Source organism: Sorangium sp. So ce385 (genome assembly GCF_051474135.1).
Classification (GTDB): Bacteria; Myxococcota_A; Polyangia; order Polyangiales; family Polyangiaceae; genus Sorangium; species Sorangium cellulosum_D.
This window is the reverse complement of the sequence record NZ_CP150337.1, coordinates 6,763,893-6,787,487: the sequence shown is the minus strand read 5'-3', so window position 1 is coordinate 6,787,487 and position 23,595 is coordinate 6,763,893. Positions and strand designations below refer to the sequence as shown.

General features: G+C 71.6%; 13 protein-coding genes. 6 read left to right on the top strand and 7 right to left on the bottom strand.

Translation table 11 applies throughout. The features are described from left to right. Positions 1-30: 30 nt before the first annotated feature. Positions 31-1,413, bottom strand: coding sequence for an MFS transporter (locus WME83_RS24750; protein ID WP_437321744.1), 1,383 nt, complete (start codon positions 1,411-1,413; stop codon positions 31-33). Then, positions 1,406-4,000, bottom strand: coding sequence for a PEP/pyruvate-binding domain-containing protein (locus WME83_RS24745; RefSeq protein ID WP_437321743.1), 2,595 nt, complete (start codon positions 3,998-4,000; stop codon positions 1,406-1,408). Before WME83_RS24745 ends, WME83_RS24750 begins: the two co-directional genes overlap by 8 nt. Positions 4,001-4,170: 170 nt before the next feature. Here WME83_RS24745 and WME83_RS24740 point away from each other — a divergent pair, with 170 nt between their 5' ends. Next, complete coding sequence (locus tag WME83_RS24740; RefSeq protein ID WP_437321742.1) at positions 4,171-4,773, top strand: TetR/AcrR family transcriptional regulator; 603 nt, start codon at positions 4,171-4,173, stop codon at positions 4,771-4,773. Between the two features lie 54 nt (positions 4,774-4,827). On the opposite strand, the gene WME83_RS24735 is transcribed toward WME83_RS24740, so the two are convergent. The 3 genes from WME83_RS24735 to WME83_RS24725 all read right to left on the bottom strand — a co-directional run bounded on the left by WME83_RS24735 (position 4,828) and on the right by WME83_RS24725 (position 8,296). Then, complete coding sequence (locus tag WME83_RS24735; RefSeq protein ID WP_437321741.1) at positions 4,828-5,631, bottom strand: SAM-dependent methyltransferase; 804 nt, start codon at positions 5,629-5,631, stop codon at positions 4,828-4,830. Positions 5,632-5,703: 72 nt separating this feature from the next. After that, the gene (locus WME83_RS24730) at positions 5,704-6,546 is read right to left on the bottom strand and encodes a DUF6597 domain-containing transcriptional factor (RefSeq protein ID WP_437321740.1); all 843 of its coding nucleotides are present in this window, start codon (positions 6,544-6,546) and stop codon (positions 5,704-5,706) included. 64 nt (positions 6,547-6,610) lie between these two features. Continuing rightward, positions 6,611-8,296: a cellulose binding domain-containing protein gene (locus tag WME83_RS24725; RefSeq protein WP_437321739.1), complete on the bottom strand. Its 1,686-nt coding sequence runs from the start codon at positions 8,294-8,296 to the stop codon at positions 6,611-6,613. A 585-nt stretch (positions 8,297-8,881) separates the two neighbouring features. Between WME83_RS24725 and WME83_RS24720 the strand changes: the two genes are divergently transcribed. From WME83_RS24720 to WME83_RS24700, 5 genes are all read left to right on the top strand, one after another. Beyond that, positions 8,882-9,523 carry a Kazal-type serine protease inhibitor domain-containing protein gene (locus WME83_RS24720; protein ID WP_437321738.1) on the top strand — a complete coding sequence of 214 codons (642 nt, stop codon included), beginning with the start codon at positions 8,882-8,884 and terminating at the stop codon, positions 9,521-9,523. Between the two features lie 221 nt (positions 9,524-9,744). Continuing rightward, a complete protein-coding gene (locus tag WME83_RS24715) occupies positions 9,745-11,550 on the top strand; it encodes a CotH kinase family protein (protein WP_437321737.1) in 1,806 nt (601 codons plus the stop codon). 343 nt (positions 11,551-11,893) lie between these two features. After that, complete coding sequence (locus tag WME83_RS24710; protein ID WP_437321736.1) at positions 11,894-13,222, top strand: hypothetical protein; 1,329 nt, start codon at positions 11,894-11,896, stop codon at positions 13,220-13,222. Positions 13,223-13,527: 305 nt separating this feature from the next. Beyond that, positions 13,528-18,765, top strand: a complete 5,238-nt coding sequence (locus WME83_RS24705) for an AAA family ATPase (RefSeq protein ID WP_437321735.1) — start codon at positions 13,528-13,530, stop codon at positions 18,763-18,765. 151 nt (positions 18,766-18,916) lie between these two features. Then, entirely contained in the window at positions 18,917-20,134 is a 1,218-nt protein-coding gene (locus WME83_RS24700; protein ID WP_437321734.1) for a PAS domain-containing protein, read from the top strand. A gap of 58 nt (positions 20,135-20,192) precedes the next feature. Here WME83_RS24700 and WME83_RS24695 read toward each other — a convergent pair whose 3' ends face one another. Together WME83_RS24695 and glmS are read right to left on the bottom strand one after the other, a co-directional pair. Beyond that, on the bottom strand, positions 20,193-21,494 hold the full coding sequence (locus WME83_RS24695) for a nucleotide sugar dehydrogenase (protein ID WP_437321733.1): 1,302 nt from the start codon (positions 21,492-21,494) through the stop codon (positions 20,193-20,195). Positions 21,495-21,604: 110 nt separating this feature from the next. Continuing rightward, on the bottom strand, positions 21,605-23,425 hold the full coding sequence (glmS, locus tag WME83_RS24690) for a glutamine--fructose-6-phosphate transaminase (isomerizing) (protein ID WP_437321732.1): 1,821 nt from the start codon (positions 23,423-23,425) through the stop codon (positions 21,605-21,607). Between the last annotated feature and the right edge of the window lie 170 nt (positions 23,426-23,595).

Below are 23,595 nucleotides of genomic sequence, written 5' to 3'. Positions count from 1 at the left end.
GCGCGCCGCCCCCTCGCGAGGCAGGCCGCTCTACCGGGATCCCGCGGCTGCCGCCGGCGCTGCGGAGCGGCCGGGGAGGAGCAAGGCGCAGCCGAGCGTCAGGAGCAGCGCCGCGCCGAAGATCGACGTGGCCATCGTGTGCTCGCGCATCACCACGTCGCCCTCCGGGCGGTCGGTGAGCACGAGGCCGAGCACGGTGAGGCCGGCGATGCCCCCGAGGTAGCGCATCGTCGCGGTGAGGCCCGCGGCCATGCCGCTCTTCTCCCGCGGGACGTCGCTCATCGCCGCGGACTGCGACGGCGCCGACGTCAGGCCGAGGCCGGCGCCGAGCATCACGAGCGCCGGGATCGCGTCCGAGAGCGCGCCCAAGGGCCGCGCCGCGAGCAGGACCATGCCGGCCAGGGCGAGCGAGCAGCCGGCGAGCGCCACCGCGCGCGGTCCGAAGCGGTCGGAGCCGCGCCCCGCGAAGGGCGAGACGACCACCATCGTCCCCATCATGGCCAGCAGCGTCGTGCCCACGTCGCGCGGGCCGACGTGGAACAGCCGCCCCGCCACCTGCGGCAGCTCGAACATCGTCGCGTACATGGCGAAGTTCTGGAGCGCGATGATCAGGCTGCCGCCGACGAACGCGCGCCGCCGGAACAGCGAGAAGTCGACGACGGGATCCGCGACGCGCCGCTCCCAGAGCACGAAGGGCACGAGGCCGAGCGCGCCGAGCGCCGCGGCCCAGCGGAGGTGGGCGGCCTCGAGGCCGAGCGCGAGCCCGACGAGCGACCCGCCCAGCAGCGCCGAGCCCACGACGTCGAAGCGCGCTCGCGGCGCGGCCGGCGCCGCGGCCGCGGGGCGCGGCGGCGCGCCGACGTGCGCGAGCCCGGCGGAGAGGAGCAGCACCGGGACGTTCGCGAGGAAGATCGACGTCCACCCGAACGACCCCACGAGCAGCGCTCCGATCGTCGGCCCGGTGCCCGCCGCCACCCCCATCACCGCCCCGAAGGCGCCGAAGGCGCGCCCGCGCACCTCGGGCGGCAGCTCCGTGCGGAGCAGGGCCGTCGCGCTCGGGACCACGATCGCGGCGCCCGCGGCCATCAGAACGCGCGCCGTCGCGAGCGCCGGGACCACCGGCCAGAGATAGGCGAGCGCCGCCCCCACCGAGAGCACGAGCTGGCCCAGCCCGAGCGCGCGCCGGTGGCCGAGGCGATCGCCGAGCTTCCCGCCGGGGCTCTGCAGGACGATGCCCGAGAGCAGGTAGCTCGTCACGAGCGCCTGCCGGAGCGCGCCCGAGTCGGCGCCGAGCGTGCGCGCCATCTCCGGCAGCGCCACGGCGACCATCGTCGAGTTGAGCGGCGCGAGCGCCGCCGACAGCGCGATCGCGGCGAGCAGCCGCACCGGCAGGCGCGACGAGGCCTCAGCCACGGCCGCGCTCGTCCGCATCGCCCAGACGGCCGGCCTGGCGGAGGAGCGTCACCCGGCCCTCCGTCCCGTCCACGAGGATCTCCTGGCCGTCCGTGATGCGCTCGGTCGCCCCGGCGGCCCCCAGCACCGCCGGGATCCCGTACTCGCGCGCGACGATGGCCGCGTGGGAGACCGCGCCGCCGGTGTCGGTCACGACGCCCGCGGCGAGGGTGAAGAGCGGCGTCCACGCGGGGTTCGTGTAGCGGCAGACCAGGATCTCCCCCGCCTTCAGCCGCTCGAACTCGCCCGCGTCGCGCACGATGCGCGCCTTGCCGCGGACCACCCCGGACGACGCCCCGACGCCGCGGAGCTCGTCGCCCGGGGCGCCTCCCCCGCCCATCTCGAACGCCGTCCGCTGCCACCGCGCGTTGACCACCCCGTACGTGGCGCGCCGCCGCTGCACGAGCCGCTTCACCTCGTCGAGCGGCGGCGCCGTCCCCGTGAGCCACGCCCGGACCTCGGCTTCCGTCAGGTAGAAGACGTCGTCGGAGCTCGGCAGGTGCCCGCGCTCGACGAGGCGCCGCGCGATCTCGGCCACGATCGCCTGGAGCGCGGAGTACGAGCGCACCAGATCGAAGTGCGTGCGCTCCCGGAAGGCGATCGCGCTCCGCAGCCGCTCGACGGTGCGGCGGAACGCGTCGGCCAGGCCCGGCACGAAGCGGAGCGCGCGGGTGACCTCCTCGAGCGCCGCCTGGTAGCGCGCGAGCCCAGCCTCCTCGGACGGCGGCTCGGCGGCGTCGAGCAGGCCGCGGAGGAGCCCCCACAGGGGCGCGGGATCCTGGCGCCACGTCGGCGCCGAGAGGTAGAGCCCCGCGCTCTCCCGGTGCCCGTGCTCCTCCAGGAACGCCTCGACCTCGGCCAGCATCGCGCGGCCGGCCTCCGAGGCGCGGAGCGCCTCCGGGCGCCCCTCGCGGATCGCGCCGGCGACCTCCGGACCGGCGCTCGCCGCCCGGCGCGCGAGGTGGAACAGCGCGAGGTTCACGTCGGACGTCCGGGTGTGCACGCCCGAGACGAGGTCGCTCATGACGGTCGCCGCCCGCTTCGACCCCACGGCGAGGGTGACCGGGACGCGGAGGGCGACCGCGGCCAGCTGGCTGGCGCTCCGCTCGAACCGCTCGCCCAGGACCGCGGTCAAGGTCTCCGCGATCCGGTCGGCGCGGCGGAGGAGCGCGGCGTCGTCCAGCGCGCGGAGATCGACCGGCGCGCACGCTTCGAGGAGCCGCTTGAGCCCGTCGCCTTCCCACCACGCCATCGCGTCGTAGCGCAGGCTGGCCGCGACCTTCCGCGGCAGCCGGAGCAGCCGGAGGGTGGGCCGCACCCGCGGCGGGATGAAGATCGGGCGCCACAGCTGGTCGACCCACGCGCGCTCCTCGTCCTCGTCCACGTCGAGCCCGAGGAAGCGCACCATGCGCACGAGGGCGGGGAGCGTCATCCGGAAGGCCCATTGATCGAGCGGCTTCGGGGCGACGGGGAACCGGTCGTTGTCGTTGGCCTCGAGCATCCTCCGCTGCAGGCGGTTGAGCTGCGGGGGCGGCGGGAGGGGCTCGATCTCGGCCGTGCCGAGCGTGGTGATGGGGCGCGACTGGAGCAGGTGCAGGGAGCCCCCGGCGATGGCGAACTCCACGTCCTGCGGGCAGCCGAAGTGGGCCTCGAGGCGGAGCCCGAGGCGGCCCAGCTCGATCACCAGGTCGTCGCTCGGCGCGGGGCGGCCGGCCTCCCGGCGGTCGCGGTCCTCGATCGCGAGGTCGTCCGCGCCGTTGGCCGCAGCCCCGTTCGGCTCGCCCGCGCCGTTGGCCGCAGCCCCGTTCGGCTTGCCCGCGCCGTTGGCCGCGGCCCCGTTCGGCTTGCCCGCGCCGTTGGCCGCGGCCCCGCCGAAGGGCGCGCGCCGCAGGCGGTACACATCGCCGGTCGTGTGCCCGGAGACCACGGCCTCGCCGAGGCCCGGGGCGACCTCCAGGAGCATGCGGTCGGCGCGCTGGGCCACCGGATCGACGGTGAACAGGACGCCGGCGAACTCGGCCGGCACCATCCGCTGCACCACGACGGCGATGTGGACGCCCAGGTGATCGACGCCGCGCGCTGCCCGGTAGGCGAGGGCCCGCGGGCTCCAGAGGGACGCCCAGCACCGCCGCAGCGCGGCGAGCAGCGCGTCCTCGCCGACCACGTCGAGGTACGTCTCGTGCTGGCCCGCGAACGAGGCGTCGGCGAGGTCCTCCGCCGTCGCCGAGGAGCGCACCGCGACCGGCGGTGCGCCGAGCTCGCGGTAGGCGTCGCGGACCGCGCCCTCGAGCCCGGGCAGCATCGCGCCCCCCTCGAAGAGCTCCGCCGCCGCCGAGGCCGCGTCGTCCCAGCGCCTCGCCTCGAGGTGCGCCGCCAGGCGCTCGGCGAGCCCCCATGCGCGCGCCTGCTCGGCATAGGCGCCCGCGCTCACCACGAACCCGGGCGGTACCGCGAGCCCGAGCCGGAGCAGCTCACCCAGGTTGGCTCCCTTGCCGCCCGCCATGGGAAGATCGGCTCGGGATAGCTGGCTCAAGCGATGAACAAGCATCAGACGCCTCCTTTGGCCAAGAAAGGTCGCTGCACCCGCGCCCCGAGCTCCCCGGCGTCCGCCCGCCCTCCGGGCCGCGCCTCGCTCGAGCCGCCAGCGTCAGCGTTCTGTGAGAATCGTCACCAGGAAGTCATTGTCCCGTAACACGATAAGTATCAGGATACTTATAAATGGCAAGGCCGCGGAACATCACGGACGCGCAGATCCTCGACGGGGCGCGCGCGTGCTTCCTGGAGCACGGCGCCGGCGTCTCGACGACCGTCATCGCGGAGCGGCTCGGCATCTCGCACGGCGTGCTGTTCCAGCGCTTCGGCACCAAGGAGCAGCTCCTGCGCGCGGCGTTGCAGCCGCCGCTGGAGCCGCCGTGGATGGCGCGCGCCCGGTCGGGCCCGGACGACCGGGACGCGCGGATCCAGCTCCTCGAGCTCGGCGAGGAGATCTCCGCGTACCTCGAGCGCATCGTGCCGTGCCTGGCGGTGCTCCGATCGGCGGGCATGACCGTCGAGTCGATGGCCGAGCGGCGCGAGGACCTGCCGCCGGTCCGCGCGCGGCGCGAGGTGGCCGCGTGGTTCTCGCGCGCGATCGCCCGCGGGCTGCTGCGCGCGGTCTCCGCGGAGCACGCGGCCGATCTCTTCCTCGGCGCGCTGCACTTCCGGCCGTTCCACCAGCACCTCTCGAACCAGGGGTTCGACCGGGCCGAGAGCCGGGCCTACCTCGCGTTTGCGATCGACGCGGTCTACCGGACGCTCGCGCCCGCCGCCGAGCGACCGTGACGCGCGCCGCGCCGCGCCGGCCGGGGCGCGGCGGCGTGGGGCGCCTCGGTGGGCTCAACGCTTGATGGCCTCGACCAGGTGGCCTCGCGGCGCGCCCGCGGGCGCGGGCGGGATGGGCCAGCGGCCCCAGCGCGTGCCCACCTCGCCCGGCTCGACCACGGCGGCGTCCCAGCCATGCGCCGCGACGAGGCCCGCGGGATCGTCGGTGCCGAAGATCCACGGCGCGCCGAGCTCGGCCATCCTGCGGAGCGCCGCCGCGAGCGCGGGCGACTCGAGCAGCGACTTGCCCACGACGTCGTAGAGGAGGACGGAGCGCGGCGCGGAGAGCCCGTCGATCCGGGCCATGAGCGTCTCCACCGCGCGCGCGTCGAGGTACTGCAGCAGGCCCTCGACGAGCCAGACGGTGCGCGCGGCGGGGTCGAACCGCGCGGCGCGGAGCGCGGCGGGCCAGTCGCTGGCGAGGTCGGCGGCGATGGCCACGCGCTCGCTCGCGGGGGGCCGCGTCCCCAGGACGCCGGCCTTGTGCGCGATGACCTCCGGCTGGTCGATCTCGAAGACGCGCGTCCCTGCGGGCCACGCGAGCCGGTGGGCGCGCGCGTCCATGCCCGCGGCGAGGAGGACGACCTGGGCGACGCCCGCGGCGGCGGCGCGCGCGAGCGCCTCGTCGAACCAGCGAGTCCGCACCTCGATGATGGGCATCGAGGGGCCGACCGCGTCCCGGTACGCGCGGAGCGCGGCGTACCCGGCGTCTCCGGCGAGCGCGTGCGCGAAGGGGTCGTCGAACAGGCGATCTTTGCGCTTCGACTCTTCCGCGCGCATCGCGGCGACGAGCAAGGCGGTGACAGCGACGGGGTTCATGAGCTCTTCCTTTCTCTCGTGTCGAGGAGAGCCGAAACCTGAGCGCGACCGCCGCGAGCGTCTTGGATATTTTTACCCGCGCAGCGGCACGTGGTTGGGGCGCTCCACTTCCTGGGCGAGGTACGCGGAGGGGCCGAGACCGGCGAACGCCCGGAACTCGCGGCTCAGGTGCGCTTGATCGAAGTAGCCCAGCTCCGCGGCGATCTCGGCGCCGCGAACGGCCCGGCGCGCCCCGCCGCGCGCGCCCCGCCGGCCGTCCATGAGGCGCAGCGCCGCCTGGAACCGGCGGACACGCCAGAACGCCTTGGGGCCGAGCCCGACCTCGTCGTGGAAGAGCGCGATGAGGCGCTTCGGCGAGAACCCGGTGCGCGCGTTGACCTCGGCGACGGCGCGGAGCGTCGGATCGTCGAAGGCGCGCAGCGCGAGCGCGACGGCGCCGTGCCGGCGGAGCGGCCGCGTGGCCCTGGCGCGGAGGGCGCCCTCGAGCGCGGAGAAGCGATCCGCCGCGCACCCGGCCTCGAGCAGGCGCTCGCGGAGCCGGGCCGCGCTCGCGCCCCAGAGCGCGTCGAGCGCCGCGTGCCTCCCCTCGAGATCTCCGGCCGGGACCCCCAGGAAGGGGAACGCGCCGCCTGGCTTGAAATGCACGCCCATCACCGACGCGCCCGGCGCGGTGTCGATGACGAAGTGCCCCGCGTGCGCGCCGGAGATCATGATCCCGGGGAACCGCTCGAACGACTCGGGATCGTCGCGATCGAAGATGCGGAGACGATCCTCGCGCAGGTTGATGATGACATCGAGCGTGCCGGACGGGAGCGCGCGCTCCCTGGGCGCGGGCGCCGTGTAGCCGTCCCACAGCCAGAAGCAGTCGACGAAGTCGTCGAGCGGCGGTCCGGGACGATGGATGAGCGCGGGCATCGCGGGGGAGCTTAGCGCAGCCGCCGCGGCGGGGCCTCGCGCCGGCGGGCGGCCGCGCTGCGCGTCACAGCTGCCTGGCGCTGACGACCTGCGGCTGCCACGCCGCCCCGGTCTTGTTGGCGCAGAACCCGAACGACGTCGACGCGCCGGTGTTGAGCAGGCCGCTCGACGACGTGCTCGTGGCGGTCATCTCGCTCCCGTCGAAGGCGAAGCTGGCGTTCCAGCTCGAGTTGACCGTCGATTGCCCGAGGTCGATGACCGTCTCCCACCCCCAGATACCGAACCTGCGCCCGTTGGTCACGGTGACGTTGGCGCAGTAGCCGGTCGCCCAGTCGGCGTTCAGCTGGATGCTCGCCGTGACGGCGCCGGGGTTGGCCGGGGTGTCGGGGATGTCGGTGCGCCAGGTCGTGCCGTTGCCGAAATAGCGCGTGATCGGCACCCAGTTGCTGTCGAGCCTCGGGTTCGGCTGCCCCGCCGGCACCGGCCGGGTCGCGAACTCCGCCAGCGTGTTGAAGAAGGTGAGCTCGCTGTCGGTGAGATCGCGGCCGTGCGCCTCCACGACGAACGCGATGTGGAAGTCGCGCTGGGCCGTCGCCGGCCCCGGGGTCCGCACGCCGAGCTGCGCCTGGATCTGCGCGATCGTCACGGTGGCCTGGACCGAGGGGATCACCATGTCGCAGTAGTCGAAGAGGCCGCCGCCGTGCCTGCGGAGCGGCGGGACCTGGCTCCCCGGGATGAGCCCCATCATGTAGAGATCGAGCGGCGAGGCGGTGGTCGCCCCGCCGCGACCGTTGCTGTCGCAGTCGAGGGTGAAGGTGCCGTTTCCGTTGTCGATCCACTCCATCCCGCCGAGCAGGCTGGCCGCGCTGGTCGTCGGCTCGTAATGGAAGCCGTCGGTCATGCCGAAGCTGTAGGGGAGGTAAGCGCCCCACTGGTGGAGGAGCTCGTGCACGAAGTTGCTGCTCAGCCAGCCCCGGCGCAGGTTGTCCAGCACGGCGACGCCCTTCAGCCGGTTGCTGTAATAGGACTGGGAGTAGTCGACCGGATCGCGCCCGATCCCGGTATAGTCGATCTTCACGGCGGAGTGGACGCCCGAGTTGCCGTTGCTCACGCTGCCGGGCCGCTCGAGGTGCGACGTGGCGGAGAGCACCGCGAAGTCGAAGACGTCCGGCACCACCTCGTACATGTCCGAGAGCATGCCGGCGGCGTCGCCGCCCGCGCCGCGCAGAAACCGCTGGCTGTCGCCGCGCCCGTCCCGCACCTCGACGAGGTGCGACGCCGCGCGGAACTTCGGGCTCAGGACCCGCCGCGGCGCGACCGGCACGCTGGGCGAGAGCGCGCCGACCTGGGGGCGGACGAAGAACGCCACGGTCTCGCCCGTCGCCTTCGTCATCACCAGGTCGCCGAGCTCCACGGCATAGAGGCCAGCCGGGCTGTCCGGGCTCCCCTCGTAATGCGTGGGCAGGGGAATCGAGGGCGTGGGGTCGAAGCGGAACGGCCCGACCGTGAAGATGCCGTCTCCGGCGACGCGATCGGCGCCCACGCCGTCGTCGCGCAACGTCAGGTCGCTCGGGCCCTCGATCCGGAACTCGAGCCCGGTGAGCTCGACGCTCACCACGTCGTCCACGGGGTCTACCTCCAGCACGAACTCCTCGGATCCGTCGCTGCGCACCACGCTCGGGACCGTCTCCCACGCGTGCTCCAGCCCCGAGAGGTCGCCGGCGACGAGCGCCTCCTGGTGCGACAGCACATCGCTGGATCCCGTCGTCTCGAGGGGCGCGGGCTCGCCGCCGCAGCCGCCGAGCAGCGCGCCGAGCAGACCGGCGCAGAGCAGCCCTCGCGGCGCCCTCGCGGGCCGCGTTGCAATCGCAAGATCTCGCCGTCCAGCGTCGCTGCAGGCGGAATTTCGATGGATGACGTCCAACCAAGCCATCTTCGTGATCTCCGGGTTGCGCCGTGTCGCGCCGCGCTGGTGCGCGGCGCCGCGGCGTACTGAGCCATGTAGGTCGCGGGGGGCTGCCCTTCCAATGCGAAGGCGGCATGCGCGGGATGCACCGCGTGCATCTCGCCTCGAGCCTCCCCGGCCCGCGCGCCGCCTCGTGGCCTCGCGTGGCCGAGGCGCGCCCCCGCCGCCGCGCAAGTTGGGCAAGCCCTCGCTCACTTGCGCACGGCGCTGCCCAATGCGGGCGGCCCGGACGCTGCGGCGGCGCGCGCAGGCCGCGAAACGCGCGTGGCGCGGCTCCTGCTAAGTGGAGCCTGCGCCCGCGGCGCCGCGGCGATGGTCTCGAGATCTCGTCGCGGCGCGGCGAGGCGACAGGAGAGGAAGAGGAACATCATGAACGTTCAGGGTCGACTCCAGATCAATCGCTTTGCATCCATCGTCTGGCTCGCGCTCTCGATGGTCTCGCTCGCCGCGGGCTGTCAGGTGGAGGTGGCCGACGGCGCCTCCGAAGCGACAGAATCCGCATCGCAGGAGGTGAGGACAGGCGGGGGTGAGGGCGACGCCTGCATCGGGCTCCCCGGCCTCGCCTGCAAGCCCGGCTTATTCTGCGACTACGCGAGAGATGCCCAGTGCGGCTTCGCCGATCAGACGGGCGTCTGCGCGCCCATCCCGGCGCTGTGCACGAAGGAGTACAGGCCGGTCTGCGGCTGTGACGGCAAGACATACGGCAACGCGTGCGCCGCGAACGCGGCGGGCGTGTCGGTCGCGTCGGTCGGCGCGTGCGCTCCCGCCCCGGAGCTGCTGCGCGGCGGCAGCGGCGGCGCGTGCGGGCGCGGGTCCTTCTGCGACTTCGCGCCCGGGGACAGCTGCGGCGCGACCGGCGCGCCGTGCACCTGCGCGCCCATCCCCGAGGCGTGCACCGAGCAGTACGACCCGGTCTGCGGCTGCGACGGCAAGACGTACAGCAACGCGTGCGCCGCCAACGCGGCAAGCGTGTCGGTCGCGTCGGCCGGCGCGTGCGCCGCGCTGCTGTGAGCGAGCGCCCGCGCCGCCGTCCTGCCACGCAACGCCCAGCTCACCCCGCGTGGAAAATTCCACCCCAGCTCCAGTAGAAAACCCCACCTCGCCCTGCCTGGAAAGATCCACTCTCGCCGCGCCTGAGCCGGTTCCCAGCGCTGTCCGCGGACGCATTTGTCACGCGATCGAAGCATTGTTGACATAAGATCGCCTCGGACCGCCGAGCCGAGGAGCGATCGATGAACCTACGTAGTCTGCGTTATCTCTTGCCTTTCGCCGCGCTCGCCGCCGCGCCCCTCGTGGGCTGCGGCGGATCCGAGGATCCCGGCGCGTCCGGGACAGGCACCGGCGCGAGCGGCGGTGGAACCGGCACGACCGGCACGGGCGGGAACGGCACGGGCGGGAACGGCGCGGGCGGGGACGGCGCCGGCGGCGACGGCGGCGCGGGCGGCAGTCTCAAGGAGGAGCCCGACTATGACCGCGCGTTCCCGCAGGACCGGGTCCCCCGCATCGACATCACCATCGCGCCCGAGAAGTGGCAGGAGATGATCGACGACATGACGTCGATGATCGGCGAGTTCGGCGCGCAGGGGCCCGGCGGATTCGAGCCGCCGCAGGAGTGGGTCGACGCCTGCAACGGGCTCGTGGCCGGCGACGCGTGCACGGTCGATCTCTTCGGGTCCCCCGCCGAGGGGACGTGCGGGGAGCTCCCCGGCGGCCTGACCTGCCAGCCGAAGCCGCCGGATCCCGGCGAGTTCGAGCCGCCGCAGGACTGGATCGACGCCTGCAACGATCTCGCGGCGTCCGACCCCTGTACGGTCGACATCTTCGGGACCCCGACCCCGGGGACGTGCACCGAGGAAGAGGTCGGCCTCGCCTGCATGCCGTCCGGGCCGGGAGGGGTGGGCGGCGACCCCGGGCTCATCAGCAGCGTCGACCTCATCCCGCGCTCGCCGGTCTACGTCGAGTGCGACGTCGCCACCGAGGATCGGAAATGGGAGCACGTCGGCATCCGCCTCCGGGGCAACGCCAGCCTGCTCCTGCCCTGGGGGGCGGGGAACTGGAAGCTGCCGCTGCGCCTCAACTTCGACCGGTTCGAGGATGACTATCCCGAGACCAAGAATCAGCGCTTCTACGGGTTCGACGGGCTGGCGTTCACCAGCAGCTACCTGGATCCGTCGCTCCTGCGCGAGAAGCTCGGCACCGACATCTTCGCCAAGGCGGGGATCCCCGCGCCCGCGACCGCGTTCTACCGCGTCTTCATCGATCACGGGGAGGGGCCGGTCTACTTCGGGCTCTATACCGGGATCGAGGTCCCGTCGGACGACTCGTTCCTCGACAGGCACTTCGGCGGCCACGAGGGCAACGTCTACAAGCCCGACGGCACCGGCGCGCGGTGGGAGACCTGGGATCCCGAGACCCTCGTCAAGGAGAACCACGAGGAAGAGGCCGACTTCTCGGACGCGCGCGCGCTGTTCGACGCGCTGCACGCCGACAGGACCGACGCCGCCGCCTGGCGCGCGGGGCTCGAGGCGCGCCTCGACGTCGACGGCTTCCTCCACTGGCTGGCGCTCAACACGGTGATCGAGGACTGGGACGTGTACGGCCGCCTGCCGCACAACTACTACCTCTACTCGGACCCGAACAAGGGCGGGCAATTCACGTGGATCCCGTGGGACCACACGTTCGCGTTCATCGATAGCGACGCGGGAGGAGTGACCCCAATGCCGGCGCTGCCCCTCGACATGTCCCAGGTGACCGAGCAGTGGCCGCTCATCCGTTACCTGCTCGACGACCCGGTCTACCTCGAGATCTACCGCGACTACGTGAAGCAGGCCGCGGAGGTGGAGTACGAGCCGGCCGCGGCCGAGGCGTGGTTCAAGGCGGCGCACGAACTCATCGCGCCGTACGTCGTCGGGCCGGAGGGCGAGATCGAGGGGCACACGCACCTCGCGTCGCCCGCGGACTTCGACAACGGCCTCGCCACGCTGATCGCCCACGCCAAGGGGCGCGCCGCGGAGGTGGAGGCGTACCTGGCGCAGTGACGCGCCCGGCCGGATCGCCGCGCGAGCAGATCTCCCCGCGCTGATCGCGCAAACGACAGCGGCGCCTCGTCCAGCACCGGAATGCAGCATGCGTCCGCGCAGGTGGTGCGCGCGTGTGCGCGCGCCCGCTCGATCGCGGGGACAGCGCGCGCGCCCGCGAGGGTGCAAAGAGAGCTCAAAAACGTCGTGGATTGAATTTACAGGTCGCGACGGACATCGTATGCACAGGATCGGGGGGGTCGCACGCTTCGTGTGCGACAAACCACCTGATCTTGCCAGGGGGTGTTCGATGCTGTTGTCCGGACATGACCAAAAGGACGCGTGTACCCCACACAACGCAGGTGTGGGAGGGCGTCGATGGAAGGGGCTGCTCTCGGCGGCGATGTCGGTCGCCGCGATCGTGTGGTCCGAGGACGCCAGAGCCAACCAGGAGGTCCGCGACTGGAACACGGTGATGGCGCAGATGGAGCCGCTGACGGGGTTCTTCATGGCGTCGAGGCTCTCGGCGCTCCTGCACGTCTCCATTCACGACGCGCTCAACTCGATCCCCGAGACCGCGCGCTACGAGACCTACCTGCCGCCCGTGGACGCCGAGGGGCCCGCCTCCCCCGAGGCGGCCCTGGCCGCGGCGGGGCGGACGATGCTGGCGACGTACATCGATTTCTACTCGAACCAGAGCCTCCCGCCGGAGTTCGCGAACCCGGGCCTCCAGGACCTCTTGCCCATGGTGGAGGCCGTCTACGACGCGCAGCTCTCGGCGATCCCCGACGGCCCGGAGAAAGAGGAGGGCATCCGGATCGGCGAGGCGGCGGCGATCCACCTGTGGAACGAGCGCCTCGGCGACGGGTGGAACAACCCGGATGATCTCGAGTTCGAGTGGCCCAACAACGACGGCGACAACGACCCGATGACGGGCCTGCCGGGGGAGTACGTCATGCTCGACCCGGCCGACACGTTCCCCGGCACGTCGCAGCCGTTCTTCTTCTGGTGGGGGGAGATGACCCCCTGGACGATGCGCGACAACGACCAGTTCCTGCCCCCGCCGCCGCCCCGCCCCAAGAACGGCGCGTTCCGCAGGGACATGGAGGAGACCCGCGCCTACGGCGCCGTGGACAGCACGGTGCGCACCCCGCAGCAGGCCTTCGAGGCCCTCTGGTGGGAGGCCTGCGACGGGTTCGTCTTCAGCGGCACGTACGCGTTCACCCGTCAGCTCGTCTCGGACTTCGAGCTGGACAACTACGAGGCCGCGCGGGTGTTCGCGCTCGCGATGCTCACCCAGGCCGACGCCATGATCTCCAACGTGAACAGCAAGAATCACTACAACTTCTGGCGGCCGATCACCTCGATCAACGACTACCATCCGGGCTCGGACTGGAGGCCGCTCATGACCACCTCGCCGAACCAGGAATACCCCGCCGGCCACCCGATGGTGAGCGGCGCGACGCTGTATGCGCTGATGGAGTTCTTCGGCGGCGGCGACCTCGATGAGCCGCTCGTCGGGACGAACACGTGCGGAGACATCGTGTTCGACTCCCTCAAGGACGCCGTCGAGGGGGTGATCAACGCCCGCGTCTGGGGGGGAATCCACTACCGCGGCTCGGGCGAGGTCGGGGCCAGGACCGGCAAGAAGATCGCCAAGTACGTGCACCAGCGCTTCCTCGAGCCCCTGTAGGCCCGTCGTGCGGCGAGCTCTTCCGCTTCGGCGCCGCCGGACGCTGCCTTCATGCGCCGACACGACCTCATGACGGGCACCGCTCGGAATGTTCGCATTCCCACTTGTTTGAGCCCGGACAACCGGAATAGGATGGCTTCCTGACCAGGGGGCCTCGGTCCTGCCGGTTCGGACGCCGCCACGCGCTCGTGGCCGCCTGTAGTGTCTGTGGGCCTGGGTGATGTCTTCGCTCGGGGGATGCTACATCGGCCTCCAGCGCGCGGGCAGCTTCGAGCCGGGCTCGATCGCGGGCGCGGGAGGTTTGCGTGAGCCGGTTCACAATCACGGAGGAGCTCCAATCGGGTCTGGATACCGCGCTCTACCGCGGTTACCGGAATTCTGATCATGCGCCGATCTCGGTGAAGCTCCTCAAGCGCTCCCACGAGAGCCCTCGAGAGGTCGCGAAGCTCCGCTACGAATACATGATGATGCGCGACCTCGGGCTGCCCGGGGTCGTCACGGCGTACGGCCTCGAGCGGCACGAGGGCGGCCTGGCGCTCGTCATGGAGGATCTCGGCGGGCAGGCGCTCCACGACGTCCTCAAAGCGCAGCGGCTCGACCTCCGGACGGCGCTCAGGATCGCCGCTTCCGTCGCGGAGACCCTGGACGCGCTCCATCGCCGGCACGTCATCCACAAGGACATCAATCCGAGGAACATCCTCGTCAACGTGCGCACGGGCGCGGCGAGGCTGAGCGACCTCAGCGTCGCGACGCGCCTGTCCCAGGAGATCCAGCCGGCCCAGAGCCCCGACGCGATCGAGGTGAGCCTCCCCTATATGTCGCCGGAGCAGACCGGCCGGATGAATCGCACCCTGGATCACCGGACCGACCTCTACTCGCTCGGCGTCGTGCTGTACGAGGCGCTCACGGGCCGCCTGCCGTTCGCGTCGTCGGACCCGATGGAGATCGTGCACAGCCACATCGCGAGGAGGCCCGCGCCGCCTCACGAGGTCTCGCCCGAGGTCCCGAGGGTGGTCTCGGACATCGTGATGAAGCTCCTCGCGAAGGCCGCGGAGGACCGCTACCAGGGCGCCTTCGGGGTCGCGGTCGATCTGCGCGAGTGCCTGGCGCAGCTCGAGGCGAGCGGACGGATCGCGCCCTTCCCGCTGGGCCAGCGCGACCTCTCCGGCGAGCTCCACATCCCCCAGCGGCTCTACGGCCGCGAGGCCGAGACGAGGGATCTCCTGCTCGCGTTCGATCGCGTGGGCCAGGGCGGCGTCGAGCTGCTCCTGGTCGCCGGCTTCTCGGGCATCGGCAAATCGGTGCTGGTCAACGAGGTCCACAAGCCGATCGCGGCGCGGGGCGGCGCGTTCATCTCGGGCAAGTTCGATCTCCTGAACCGGAGCGTCCCGTACGCGCCGATCGCGAACGCCTTCCGGGACCTCATGCGGGGGCGCCTCCAGGGCTCCGACGAGGAGCTCGCGGGCCTGAAGGAGCGGCTGCTCGCCGCGCTCGGGCCGAACGCGCAGCTCATGATCGACCTGATCCCGGAGCTCTCGGCCATCCTGGGGCCGCAGCCGGGCGTGCCGGAGCTCGGGCCCACCGAAGCGCAGAACCGGTTCGTCATCGTCTTCCAGAGCTTCCTCCGGATCTTCGCCACGAGGGAGCGCCCGCTGGTGCTCTTCCTCGACGACCTGCAGTGGGCCGACTCGGCGTCGCTTCGGCTGCTCCAGGCCATCCTCGCGAACCCGGAGAACGCGTATCTCCTCGTCCTCGGGGCGTACCGCGACAACGAGGTCGGCCCGGCCCACCCGCTCGCGCTGACGGTCGAGGAGATCCGGAAGACGGGGGCGAAGCTCGGCGAGATCACGCTGAAGCCGCTCGCGCCGCCGACGGTCGCCCAGATCATCGCCGACACCTTCGTCACCGACGCGGACCGGGTGGCGCCCCTCGCCGCGATCGTCTTCGAGAAGACGCAGGGCAACCCGTTCTTCATGAGCCAGCTCCTCGGGGCGCTCCACCGGGACAAGCTGATCGGCTTCAACGCGGGGACCGGAGCGTGGGAGTGGGATCTCGCGCGCATCCAGCGGGCGGACATCACGGACAACGTGGTCGTCCTCATGGTCGGCAAGATCCGGAAGCTCGCGCCCGGCACGCAGCGCATCCTGAAGCTCGCCGCGTGCATGGGCCACCAGTTCGAGCTGAGGACGCTGGCGATCATCCACGAGAAGACGCCCGCCGCGACGGCCGCCGATCTGTGGGAGGCGCTCCGCGAAGGGTACGTCGTGCCGCTCACGTCCGAGTACCGCTTCCTCCACGCGCCCAGGGGAGAGGACGTCGAGGACCAGCACGACCTCGACGCGTTCCGGATCTCGTACAAGTTCTTGCACGACCGCGTCCAGCAGGCCGCGTATTCGATGATCGAGGAGGACCGCCGGCAGGAGGTCCACCTGCAGATCGGCAGGCTGCTCAGGCGCTCTCGCGCGGACGAGGGGCACGTGGAGGACGTGTTCCAGATCGTCCACCACACGAACCTGGGCGCCGCGCTGATCACCGAGCGCGGCGAGCAGGTGGACGTCGCGCGGCTGAACCTCGCGGCCGGCAAGCGGGCGAAGGCCGCGACCGCCTTCCAGACCGCGGTCGGGTATTTCCGGGCCGGCGCGGCGCTGCTCGGCGAGGACGGGTGGGGCGACGAGTACGCGACGACGTTCGAGCTCTCCGCCGAGCTCGCCGAGTGCGAGTACCTGATCGGCCGCCACGAGGAGGCGGAGGCGCTCTTCGACGTCATCCTGCGGCGGGCGCGATCGACGCTCGAACGAGCGCAGATCCTCAACCTGCGGGTCGTCCTCTACTGCATGCAGATCCGGTATGTGCAGGCCATGGACGTCGGGCGCGCGGCGCTCGCGCTCCTCGGCATCCGCGTGCCGGAGGCGGGGGACGAGTGCCAGGCCGCGCTCGAGGCGGAGCTCGCGGCGGTGCGCGTGAACCTCGGCGGGCGCCGGATCCGCGAGCTCATCGATGCGCCGTCGATGACCGATCCCGAGCAGCTCATCGCGCTCAAGATCCTGGCGAACCTGTGGGGGGTGGCGTTCATCATCAACCCCGTGCTGCTCGCGCTGGTCTGCGTGATGCCGGCGAACATCTCCCTCAAGCACGGGCACTCGGAGGAAGCCGCCTTCGGATACCTGACCTACGGCTTCGTGCTGGCCACGCGCGGCGAGTACGACGCAGCCCACGAGTTCGGCCAGCTCGCGCTGGATCTCAACGAGAGATACAACAATATCTCCATCAAATGCCGGCTCCACTACATGTTCGCGCTCAACGTGAGCTTCTGCAAGAGGTCGCTCCGTCTGTCGCTCGAGCATGCGCGGCGCGCCATGCGCGCAGGGCCCGAGTCGGGCGATCTCAACTATCTGTCGTACACCCTCTCGAACATCGTCTGGACGCGGGTCGCGCTGGGCGACGAGCTCGGCGCGGTCGGCGAGGAGATCGAGAAGCTCCTCCTCCTGGTGCGGCAGACGTACAACCCGGCGAGCACGGCGAACGTGACGATCGGGCGGCAGCTCGTCGCCTGCCTCCGGGGGCGCACGGCGGGTCTCCACTCCATCGGGGACGAGACGCTGGACGAGCCGGCCTTCGTGGACAGCATCATGGCGCCCGAGCTCGTGAGCACGCTGTGCTGGTACGCCGCGGCCAAGCTCCGGCTGGCGCTGCTCGCCGAGGACTACGCCGGCGCGATCGAGATGGGGACCATCGCCGACCACACGATCGGCGGGAGCGCGGGCCTCATCCTGTCGGTCGACATGGCGTTTCACCTGTGCCTCGCGATCCTGGCGCTGCCCCCGGCGCAGGCCGCCCGGGAGCCGCTCGGCGGCATGCTCGCCCGCTACCGGGGCAAGGTCTCCTCGTACGCCGCGGGCTGCCCCGAGAACTTCGAGCACAAGCGCCTCCTGATCGAGGCGGAGGAGGCGCGCGCCGCCGGGCGCCTCATCGAGGCGATGGACCTTTACGATCGGTCGATCGAGGCGGCCAAGACGAACCGGTTCGTGCACGACGAGGCGCTCGCGAGCGAGCTCGCGGCCAGGTTCTACCTCGGCCTCGGCCGGGACAAGGTCGCCGGCGTCTACATGACCGACGCCCACCGGTGCTACCGCGCGTGGGGCGCGTCCGCGAAGGTGGCGCAGCTCGAGGGGCGATACGGCGCCCTCCTCGCCGCGCGCCCGCCCTCGGCGCCGGACCGGCTCGGGCTGCCGGCGGGGCCGTCGGCGATCGATCTGATGGCGGTCATCAAGGCGTCCCAGGCGCTCTCCGACGAGATCGATCTGGAGCGGCTGCTCCAGAAGCTCATGAGGATCACGATCGAGAACGCCGGGGCCGAGAAGGGGTATCTGCTCCGGGATCAGGCGGGGGCGCTGCTCCTCGAGGCGGAGGCGTCCGCCGCCGGCGCGGCGGTGAGCGTCTGCAACCCCGCGGCGCCGCTGCCCTCGTCGGCCGCGCCCATGACCCTGCTCGGGCACGTCCGGAGGGCGAGAGAGCGCGTCGTGCTCGACTATGCGGCGGGCGAGCCGCGGTTCGCCGACGACGAGTACGTGCGGCTGAACCGGCCGAAGTCGGTGCTGTGCATCCCGCTGCTGCGGCAGGCCACGCTCGTGGGTCTCCTTTACCTGGAGAACAACCTGACCGCCGGCGCGTTCACGCCGGAGCGGGCGCTGACGCTGGATCTCCTGGCGTCACAGGCCGCGAGCTCGCTGGAGAACGCGCGGCTCTACGCGGAGCTGTCGAGGGAGAACGCCGAGCGGCGGCGGGCGGAGGAGGCGCTCCGGGAGCTCAACAGCGAGCTGGAGCTCCGGATCCAGCAGCGGACGGCGCAGCTGCGGGTGGCCAACAAGGAGCTGGAGGCGTTCAGCCACTCCGTCTCTCACGACCTGCGCGCGCCGCTCCGGGTCATCGACGGGTTCAGCCTCGCGCTGATCGAGGATTACGGCGACAAGCTCGACGAGGAGGCACGCGACTTGCTCTCGGAGGTGCGGCGGGGGAGCCAGCGAATGTCGGAGCTCATCGATGACATGCTCAGGCTGTCGCGCGTGACGCGCGCCGAGATGCAGCGCGAGCGCGTCGACATGAGCGCGCTCGCGCGCGAGGTGCTCGCCGCGCTGCAGCGGCCGGAGCCGGATCGCGCCGTGGCGTGCGTCGTCGCGGAGGGGGTGGCGGCGGACGGCGACCCTCAGCTGCTCAGGATCGTGCTGGAGAACCTGCTCGGCAACGCGTGGAAGTTCACGAGCAAGCGGGCGGACGCGCGGATCGAGCTCGGGCAGATGGCGGGCGCGCAGGAGGAGCAGCGGGGCCGCCGCGCGACGTATTTCGTGCGCGACAACGGGGCCGGGTTCGACATGAGGTACGCCGCGAAGCTGTTCGGCGCGTTCCAGCGCCTGCACACCGAGGAGGAGTTCGCGGGGACCGGCGTCGGCCTCGCGACCGTACATCGCATCGTCGAGCGCCATGGAGGCCGCATCTGGGCCGAGGGCGCCGTCGACCAGGGAGCGACGTTTTATTTCACGCTCTAGGCCGGGATCTCATCTGTTCGCGAGGATCGCCATGGACCACGGAACGAACCCCCTCGTCGATGACAACGCGCGCGGCGCCGCGCGGGCAGCTCGCGCGGGCCACGACCCCCCTCGGAGGGACGCGGTCGCGCGGCCGGGGAGCGCGTCCTAGATGGGCACGCCGCTGCGCGTCCTCCTGGTCGAGGACTCCGAGCAAGACGCGCGGCTGATCCTGCGCGAGCTCAAGCGGGGGAGCTACGACACGTCGCACGAGCGGGTGCACACGCCCGAGGGGATGACCGAGGCGCTCTCGCGGCAGGCGTACGACGTCGTGCTCTGCGATCACAGCATGCCCCGGTTCGACTCGCTGGCGGCGCTCCGCATGATCAAGGAACGCGGGCTGGATCTGCCCTTCATCATCGTCTCGGGCAGCATCGGAGAGACGATCGTCGCCGAGGTGATGCGAGCCGGCGCGGACGATTACGTCTTGAAGAGCGAGCTCAGGCGCCTGGCCCCCGCGATCGAGCGCTCGCTGCGTGACGTGGCGGAGCGGGCGGAGCGCCGGCGCGCCGAGATCGCCCTCAAGGAGAGCGAGGAGCGGTTCGCCCTGGCCGTGCTGGGCGCGCGCGACGGGCTCTGGGACTGGAACCTGGCGGCCGGGGGCGCCTATTACTCCGATCGTTTCAAGGACATCCTCGGCTGTCGGGACGGCGAGCTCGGCGATTCCATCGAGTCCTTCCTGGGCCTCGTCGACGCGGAGGACAGGGACCGGGTCGAGGCCGCGCTCCGCGGCCACCTGGAGCGGCGCGCGCCGTACGACGTGGAGTTCCGGCGCCGCACCGCCGCGGGCGAGCTCCGCTGGCTCTGCTCGCGCGGGCAGGCGCTCTGGGACGAGCAGGGGAGGGCGACGCGCATGGCGGGCTCGCTCAGCGACATCACCGCGCGCAAGCGGGCGGAGGCGGTGCTCCTGGACAAGCTCGACATCATCGAGCGGCAGCAGGAGGCCATCCGCCAGCTCTCGACGCCGATCATCGAGGTCTGGGAGGGCGTGATCACCATGCCGGTGTTCGGGTCCGTCGACGAGCGCCGCGCCGAGCAGATGATGGAGGTGCTGCTCCAGGCGATCATGCGCACCCGCTGCCGCTCTGCCATCATCGACCTGACCGGCGCCGACGGGATCGACCACCGCACGGGCGATCACATCGTGAGGCTCGTCCGCGCCGTCGAGCTCCTCGGGGTGCGCGGGATCGTGGTGGGCATCCGGCCCGAGGTGGCGCAGACCATCGTGTCGCTCGGCGTGGATCTCTCGAGGATCAACACCCTCGCGAACCTGCGCGACGCCCTGGTTCACTGCATGCAGGGCCCCGCGCCGAGGGAGCGGCGGCGCTGAGCTCACGGGGAGGGCTGCTCGTCGACCTCCTGGGAGACCCGCTGGGGCTCGCCCCGGCTTACAGGCGCACCACCTTGGACTTGTCGCCGTCCAGCGTCCGCAGCGCGTCGCGCGTGTCGACGATGAGCTTCGACTCCGAGAGCATCCGGGCATAGTCGGTGTCAGAGTGGTCGGTGACGACCACCACCGCGTCATAGCGCCCGTAGTCGACGCTCGGGCACACGCTCCTCAGCTCCAGCCCGTGCTCGCGGACCTCGGGCACGTGCCGATCGGCGTAGTCGACCTCGGCCCCCAGGCTGCGCAGGCCGTGGATCACGTCGATCGCCGGCGACTCGCGGTAATCGGCGACGTCCTTCTTGTAGGCCACGCCCGAGACGAGCACCCTTGCGCCGTTCGCCGGCACCTTGTGCCGGTTCAGCGACTCCTGCACCAGGGAGACGACCTCGCCCGGCATCGCGCTGTTGATGCTGTCCGCGACGTCGATGAACCGCGCCTGGTACTTGAGGCCGCGCATGCGCCAGGACAGGTAGAGCGGATCGATGGGAATGCAGTGCCCCCCGAGCCCCGGCCCCGGATAGAAGGGCATGAAGCCGAAGGGCTTTGTCGCCGCCGCCCGGATCACCTCCCACACGTCGACGCCGAGCCGCCGCGACATCAGCGCGACCTCGTTCACGAGGCCGATGTTCACGGCGCGGAACGTGTTTTCGAAGAGCTTGACCATCTCGGCCGTGTCGGTGCTGCCGACCGGCACGAGCGTATCGATGATCGCCCCATACAGGGCCCTCCCCACGGCGAGGCACGCCGGCGTCATTCCGCCGATGACCTTGGGCGTGTTGCGCGTCTTCCACTGCGCGTTGCCCGGATCCACGCGCTCGGGGCTGAAGGCGACGAACACGTCCTTGCCGAGCTCGTAGATCCCGCGCGTCAGCGTGGGCGCGAGCACCTCGCGCGTCGTGCCCGGGTAGGTCGTCGACTCCAGCACGATGAGCATCTCGGCGTGCTGCCGCTCCGCGATCTCCTCCATCGCCTGGGTGACGAAGCTCATGTCCGGATCCTTGTTCTTGCTCAGCGGCGTCGGCACGCAGACGACGACGGCGTCCGCGGCGCCCAGGACGCCCAGATCGGCGGACGCCTTGAGCTTTCCGGCGTCGATGAGCGGCGCGAGCTCCGCGGAGCCGATGTCGTCGATGTACGATTCGCCGCGGCCGAGCCGTCGCACCTTTTCGGGGTCCTTGTCATAGCCCGTCACGGCGAAGCCCGCCCTGGCGAGCTCGACCGCGAGCGGCAAGCCGACGTAGCCCACGCCCACCACAACAACGTTTGCCTCGCGGCGCTCGATCTTCCTGAGGAGTCTTTCCATCTCTCGGTCTCTGTGCTTGGTTTGCTCGATGCTGGCCCGCGCGCGGCGCGGAGCTGCCCTTTGGCGCGATCGCCTCGCCTCGCGGGCGCGGCCAGGTTGGGGTTGTCGCCTCACTCGACCGTGACGCTCTTGGCGAGGTTGCGAGGCTTGTCGACGTCCCTCCCGAGGAGGGACGCGACGTGGTATGCGAGGAGCTGCAGGGCCACGGCGTTCACCACGGGGCTCAGCAGCTCGTCCGTGCGAGGGAGCCGGATCAGGTCGTCCGCGTGGCGGGCGGCCTCCGTGTCACCATCGCTGACGAGGGCGATGACCTTCCCGGAGCGCGCCCTGACCTCCTGGATGTTGCTGAGGACCTTGTCGAGGAGGGCGCACTCGGTCGCGATGACGACCACGGGGAGGCCGTCGTCGATGATGGAGATCGGGCCGTGCTTCATCTCCCCGGCGGCGTGCGCTTCGGCATACACGTAGCTCAGCTCCTTCAGCTTGAGGGCGCCTTCGAACGCGCTCGGGGCGTTCACGCCGCGCCCCAGGAACAGCCAGCCGCGGGCGTCCCTGTACTTGGCGGCGATCCGCTCGATCTCCGCGACGCGCGCCGCGTCGAGCGCCTCGTCGACGACGCGCGGCAGGTCGCGGAGCTCGGCGGAGAGCTCGGCCGCGCGCGCGGGGCTCAGGGCCCCACGCGCCCGACCGAGCCAGAGGGCGAACAGGAGCAGCGCGCTGAGCTGGGCGGTGTACGCCTTGGTGCTGGCGACGCCGATCTCCGGCCCGGCGTGGACGTAGAGGACCTCGTGCGCCTCGCGGGTCATGCTGCTCCCCTGGACGTTGACGATGCCGAGCGTCCTCGCGCCGAGCCGCTTCGCCTCGCGGAGGGCCTCGAGGGTATCCATGGTCTCGCCGGATTGGCTGATGGCGATCACCAGCGTCCGCTCGTCGACGATCGGCTGGCGATACCGATACTCGCTCGCGATGTCGACCTCCACCTGCACCCGGGCGAGCCGCTCGATGAGGTGCTCACCGACGAGGCCAGCATGGTACGCGGTGCCGCATCCGATGATCTGGACGCGATCGATCGAGGAAGGGTCGAGGCGCAGATCGAGCCGCGCCTCTGCGGCGCCGCGGGGCAGACCGCCCGCGATGGTCTGCGCGAGGACCCGGGGCTGCTCGTGGATCTCCTTGAGCATGAACGTATCGTAGTCGCCCTTGTCGGCGGCCTCGGCGCTCCAGTCGACGAGGGTGGGGGGGCGCGCGCGCGGCCTTCCCTCGAGATCGGTGACGTCGTAGCTCTGGCTTCGCAGGACGACCAGATCACCGTCCTGCAGGAACACCACGCGGCGGGTGTAAGGGAGCAGCGCCAGCACGTCCGACGCGATGAACATCTCGCCGTCGCCGACGCCGATCACGAGGGGGCTGACGCTGCGGGCCGCGACGATCTCCTCGTGCTCGGCGTGCGCGACGACGACGGCGTACGCGCCGCGCACCTCCGCGAGGGCCGCGCGGACGGCGCCCGCGAGATCTCCCCGGTACTTCTCCTCGATGAGGTGGGCGAGGACCTCGGTGTCGGTCTCGGATCGGAACGCGTAGCCCTGGGCAGCGAGCCGCTCCTTGAGCGGGCGGTAATTCTCGATGATCCCGTTATGGCTGACGACGATGGTCCCATCCTCATTGGCGTGAGGGTGAGCGTTGCGGTCGTCGGGCGCGCCGTGCGTCGCCCACCGGGTGTGACCGAGGCCGAGCATCCCGCGGACCGAGCGCAGCTTCAGCTCTCCCGCGAGGCCGGCGAGCGGCCCGGCCTTCTTGTAGACCTCGATGCCCGTCACCGTGCGAATCGCGAGGCCCGCGCCGTCATGGCCGCGATACTCGATCCGGGCGAGCTTGTCGAGGAGCACTTCCTTTGCGTCGCGATAACCCACGTAGCCAACGATTCCACACATGGTTTGTACCCGATGACGAGGAGGCGCCTCAGCGCCCCACAGGACACCCCCGTGAAGCGATGGACCGCTGTTCGTCCGAGGGCGCGTGCAGCCGTCATGCCATCCCGCGCGTTCCGGCGAGGACCGCGCCTGGACCTGGCCGCGCGCCGGACAGGCGGACATGACCGCGG

Excerpts from the sequence above, each read along its gene's own strand:
- WME83_RS24715 (WP_437321737.1), top strand. The coding sequence starts at position 9,745 with ATGAACCTACGTAGTCTGCGTTATCTCTTGCCTTTCGCCGCGCTCGCC.
- WME83_RS24735 (WP_437321741.1), bottom strand. The coding sequence starts at position 5,631 with ATGAACCCCGTCGCTGTCACCGCCTTGCTCGTCGCCGCGATGCGCGCG.
- WME83_RS24740 (WP_437321742.1), top strand. The coding sequence starts at position 4,171 with ATGGCAAGGCCGCGGAACATCACGGACGCGCAGATCCTCGACGGGGCG.
- WME83_RS24695 (WP_437321733.1), bottom strand. The coding sequence starts at position 21,494 with ATGGAAAGACTCCTCAGGAAGATCGAGCGCCGCGAGGCAAACGTTGTT.
- WME83_RS24745 (WP_437321743.1), bottom strand. The coding sequence starts at position 4,000 with ATGCTTGTTCATCGCTTGAGCCAGCTATCCCGAGCCGATCTTCCCATG.
- WME83_RS24720 (WP_437321738.1), top strand. The coding sequence starts at position 8,882 with ATGAACGTTCAGGGTCGACTCCAGATCAATCGCTTTGCATCCATCGTC.
- WME83_RS24730 (WP_437321740.1), bottom strand. The coding sequence starts at position 6,546 with ATGCCCGCGCTCATCCATCGTCCCGGACCGCCGCTCGACGACTTCGTC.
- WME83_RS24700 (WP_437321734.1), top strand. The coding sequence starts at position 18,917 with ATGGGCACGCCGCTGCGCGTCCTCCTGGTCGAGGACTCCGAGCAAGAC.
- glmS (WP_437321732.1), bottom strand. The coding sequence starts at position 23,425 with ATGTGTGGAATCGTTGGCTACGTGGGTTATCGCGACGCAAAGGAAGTG.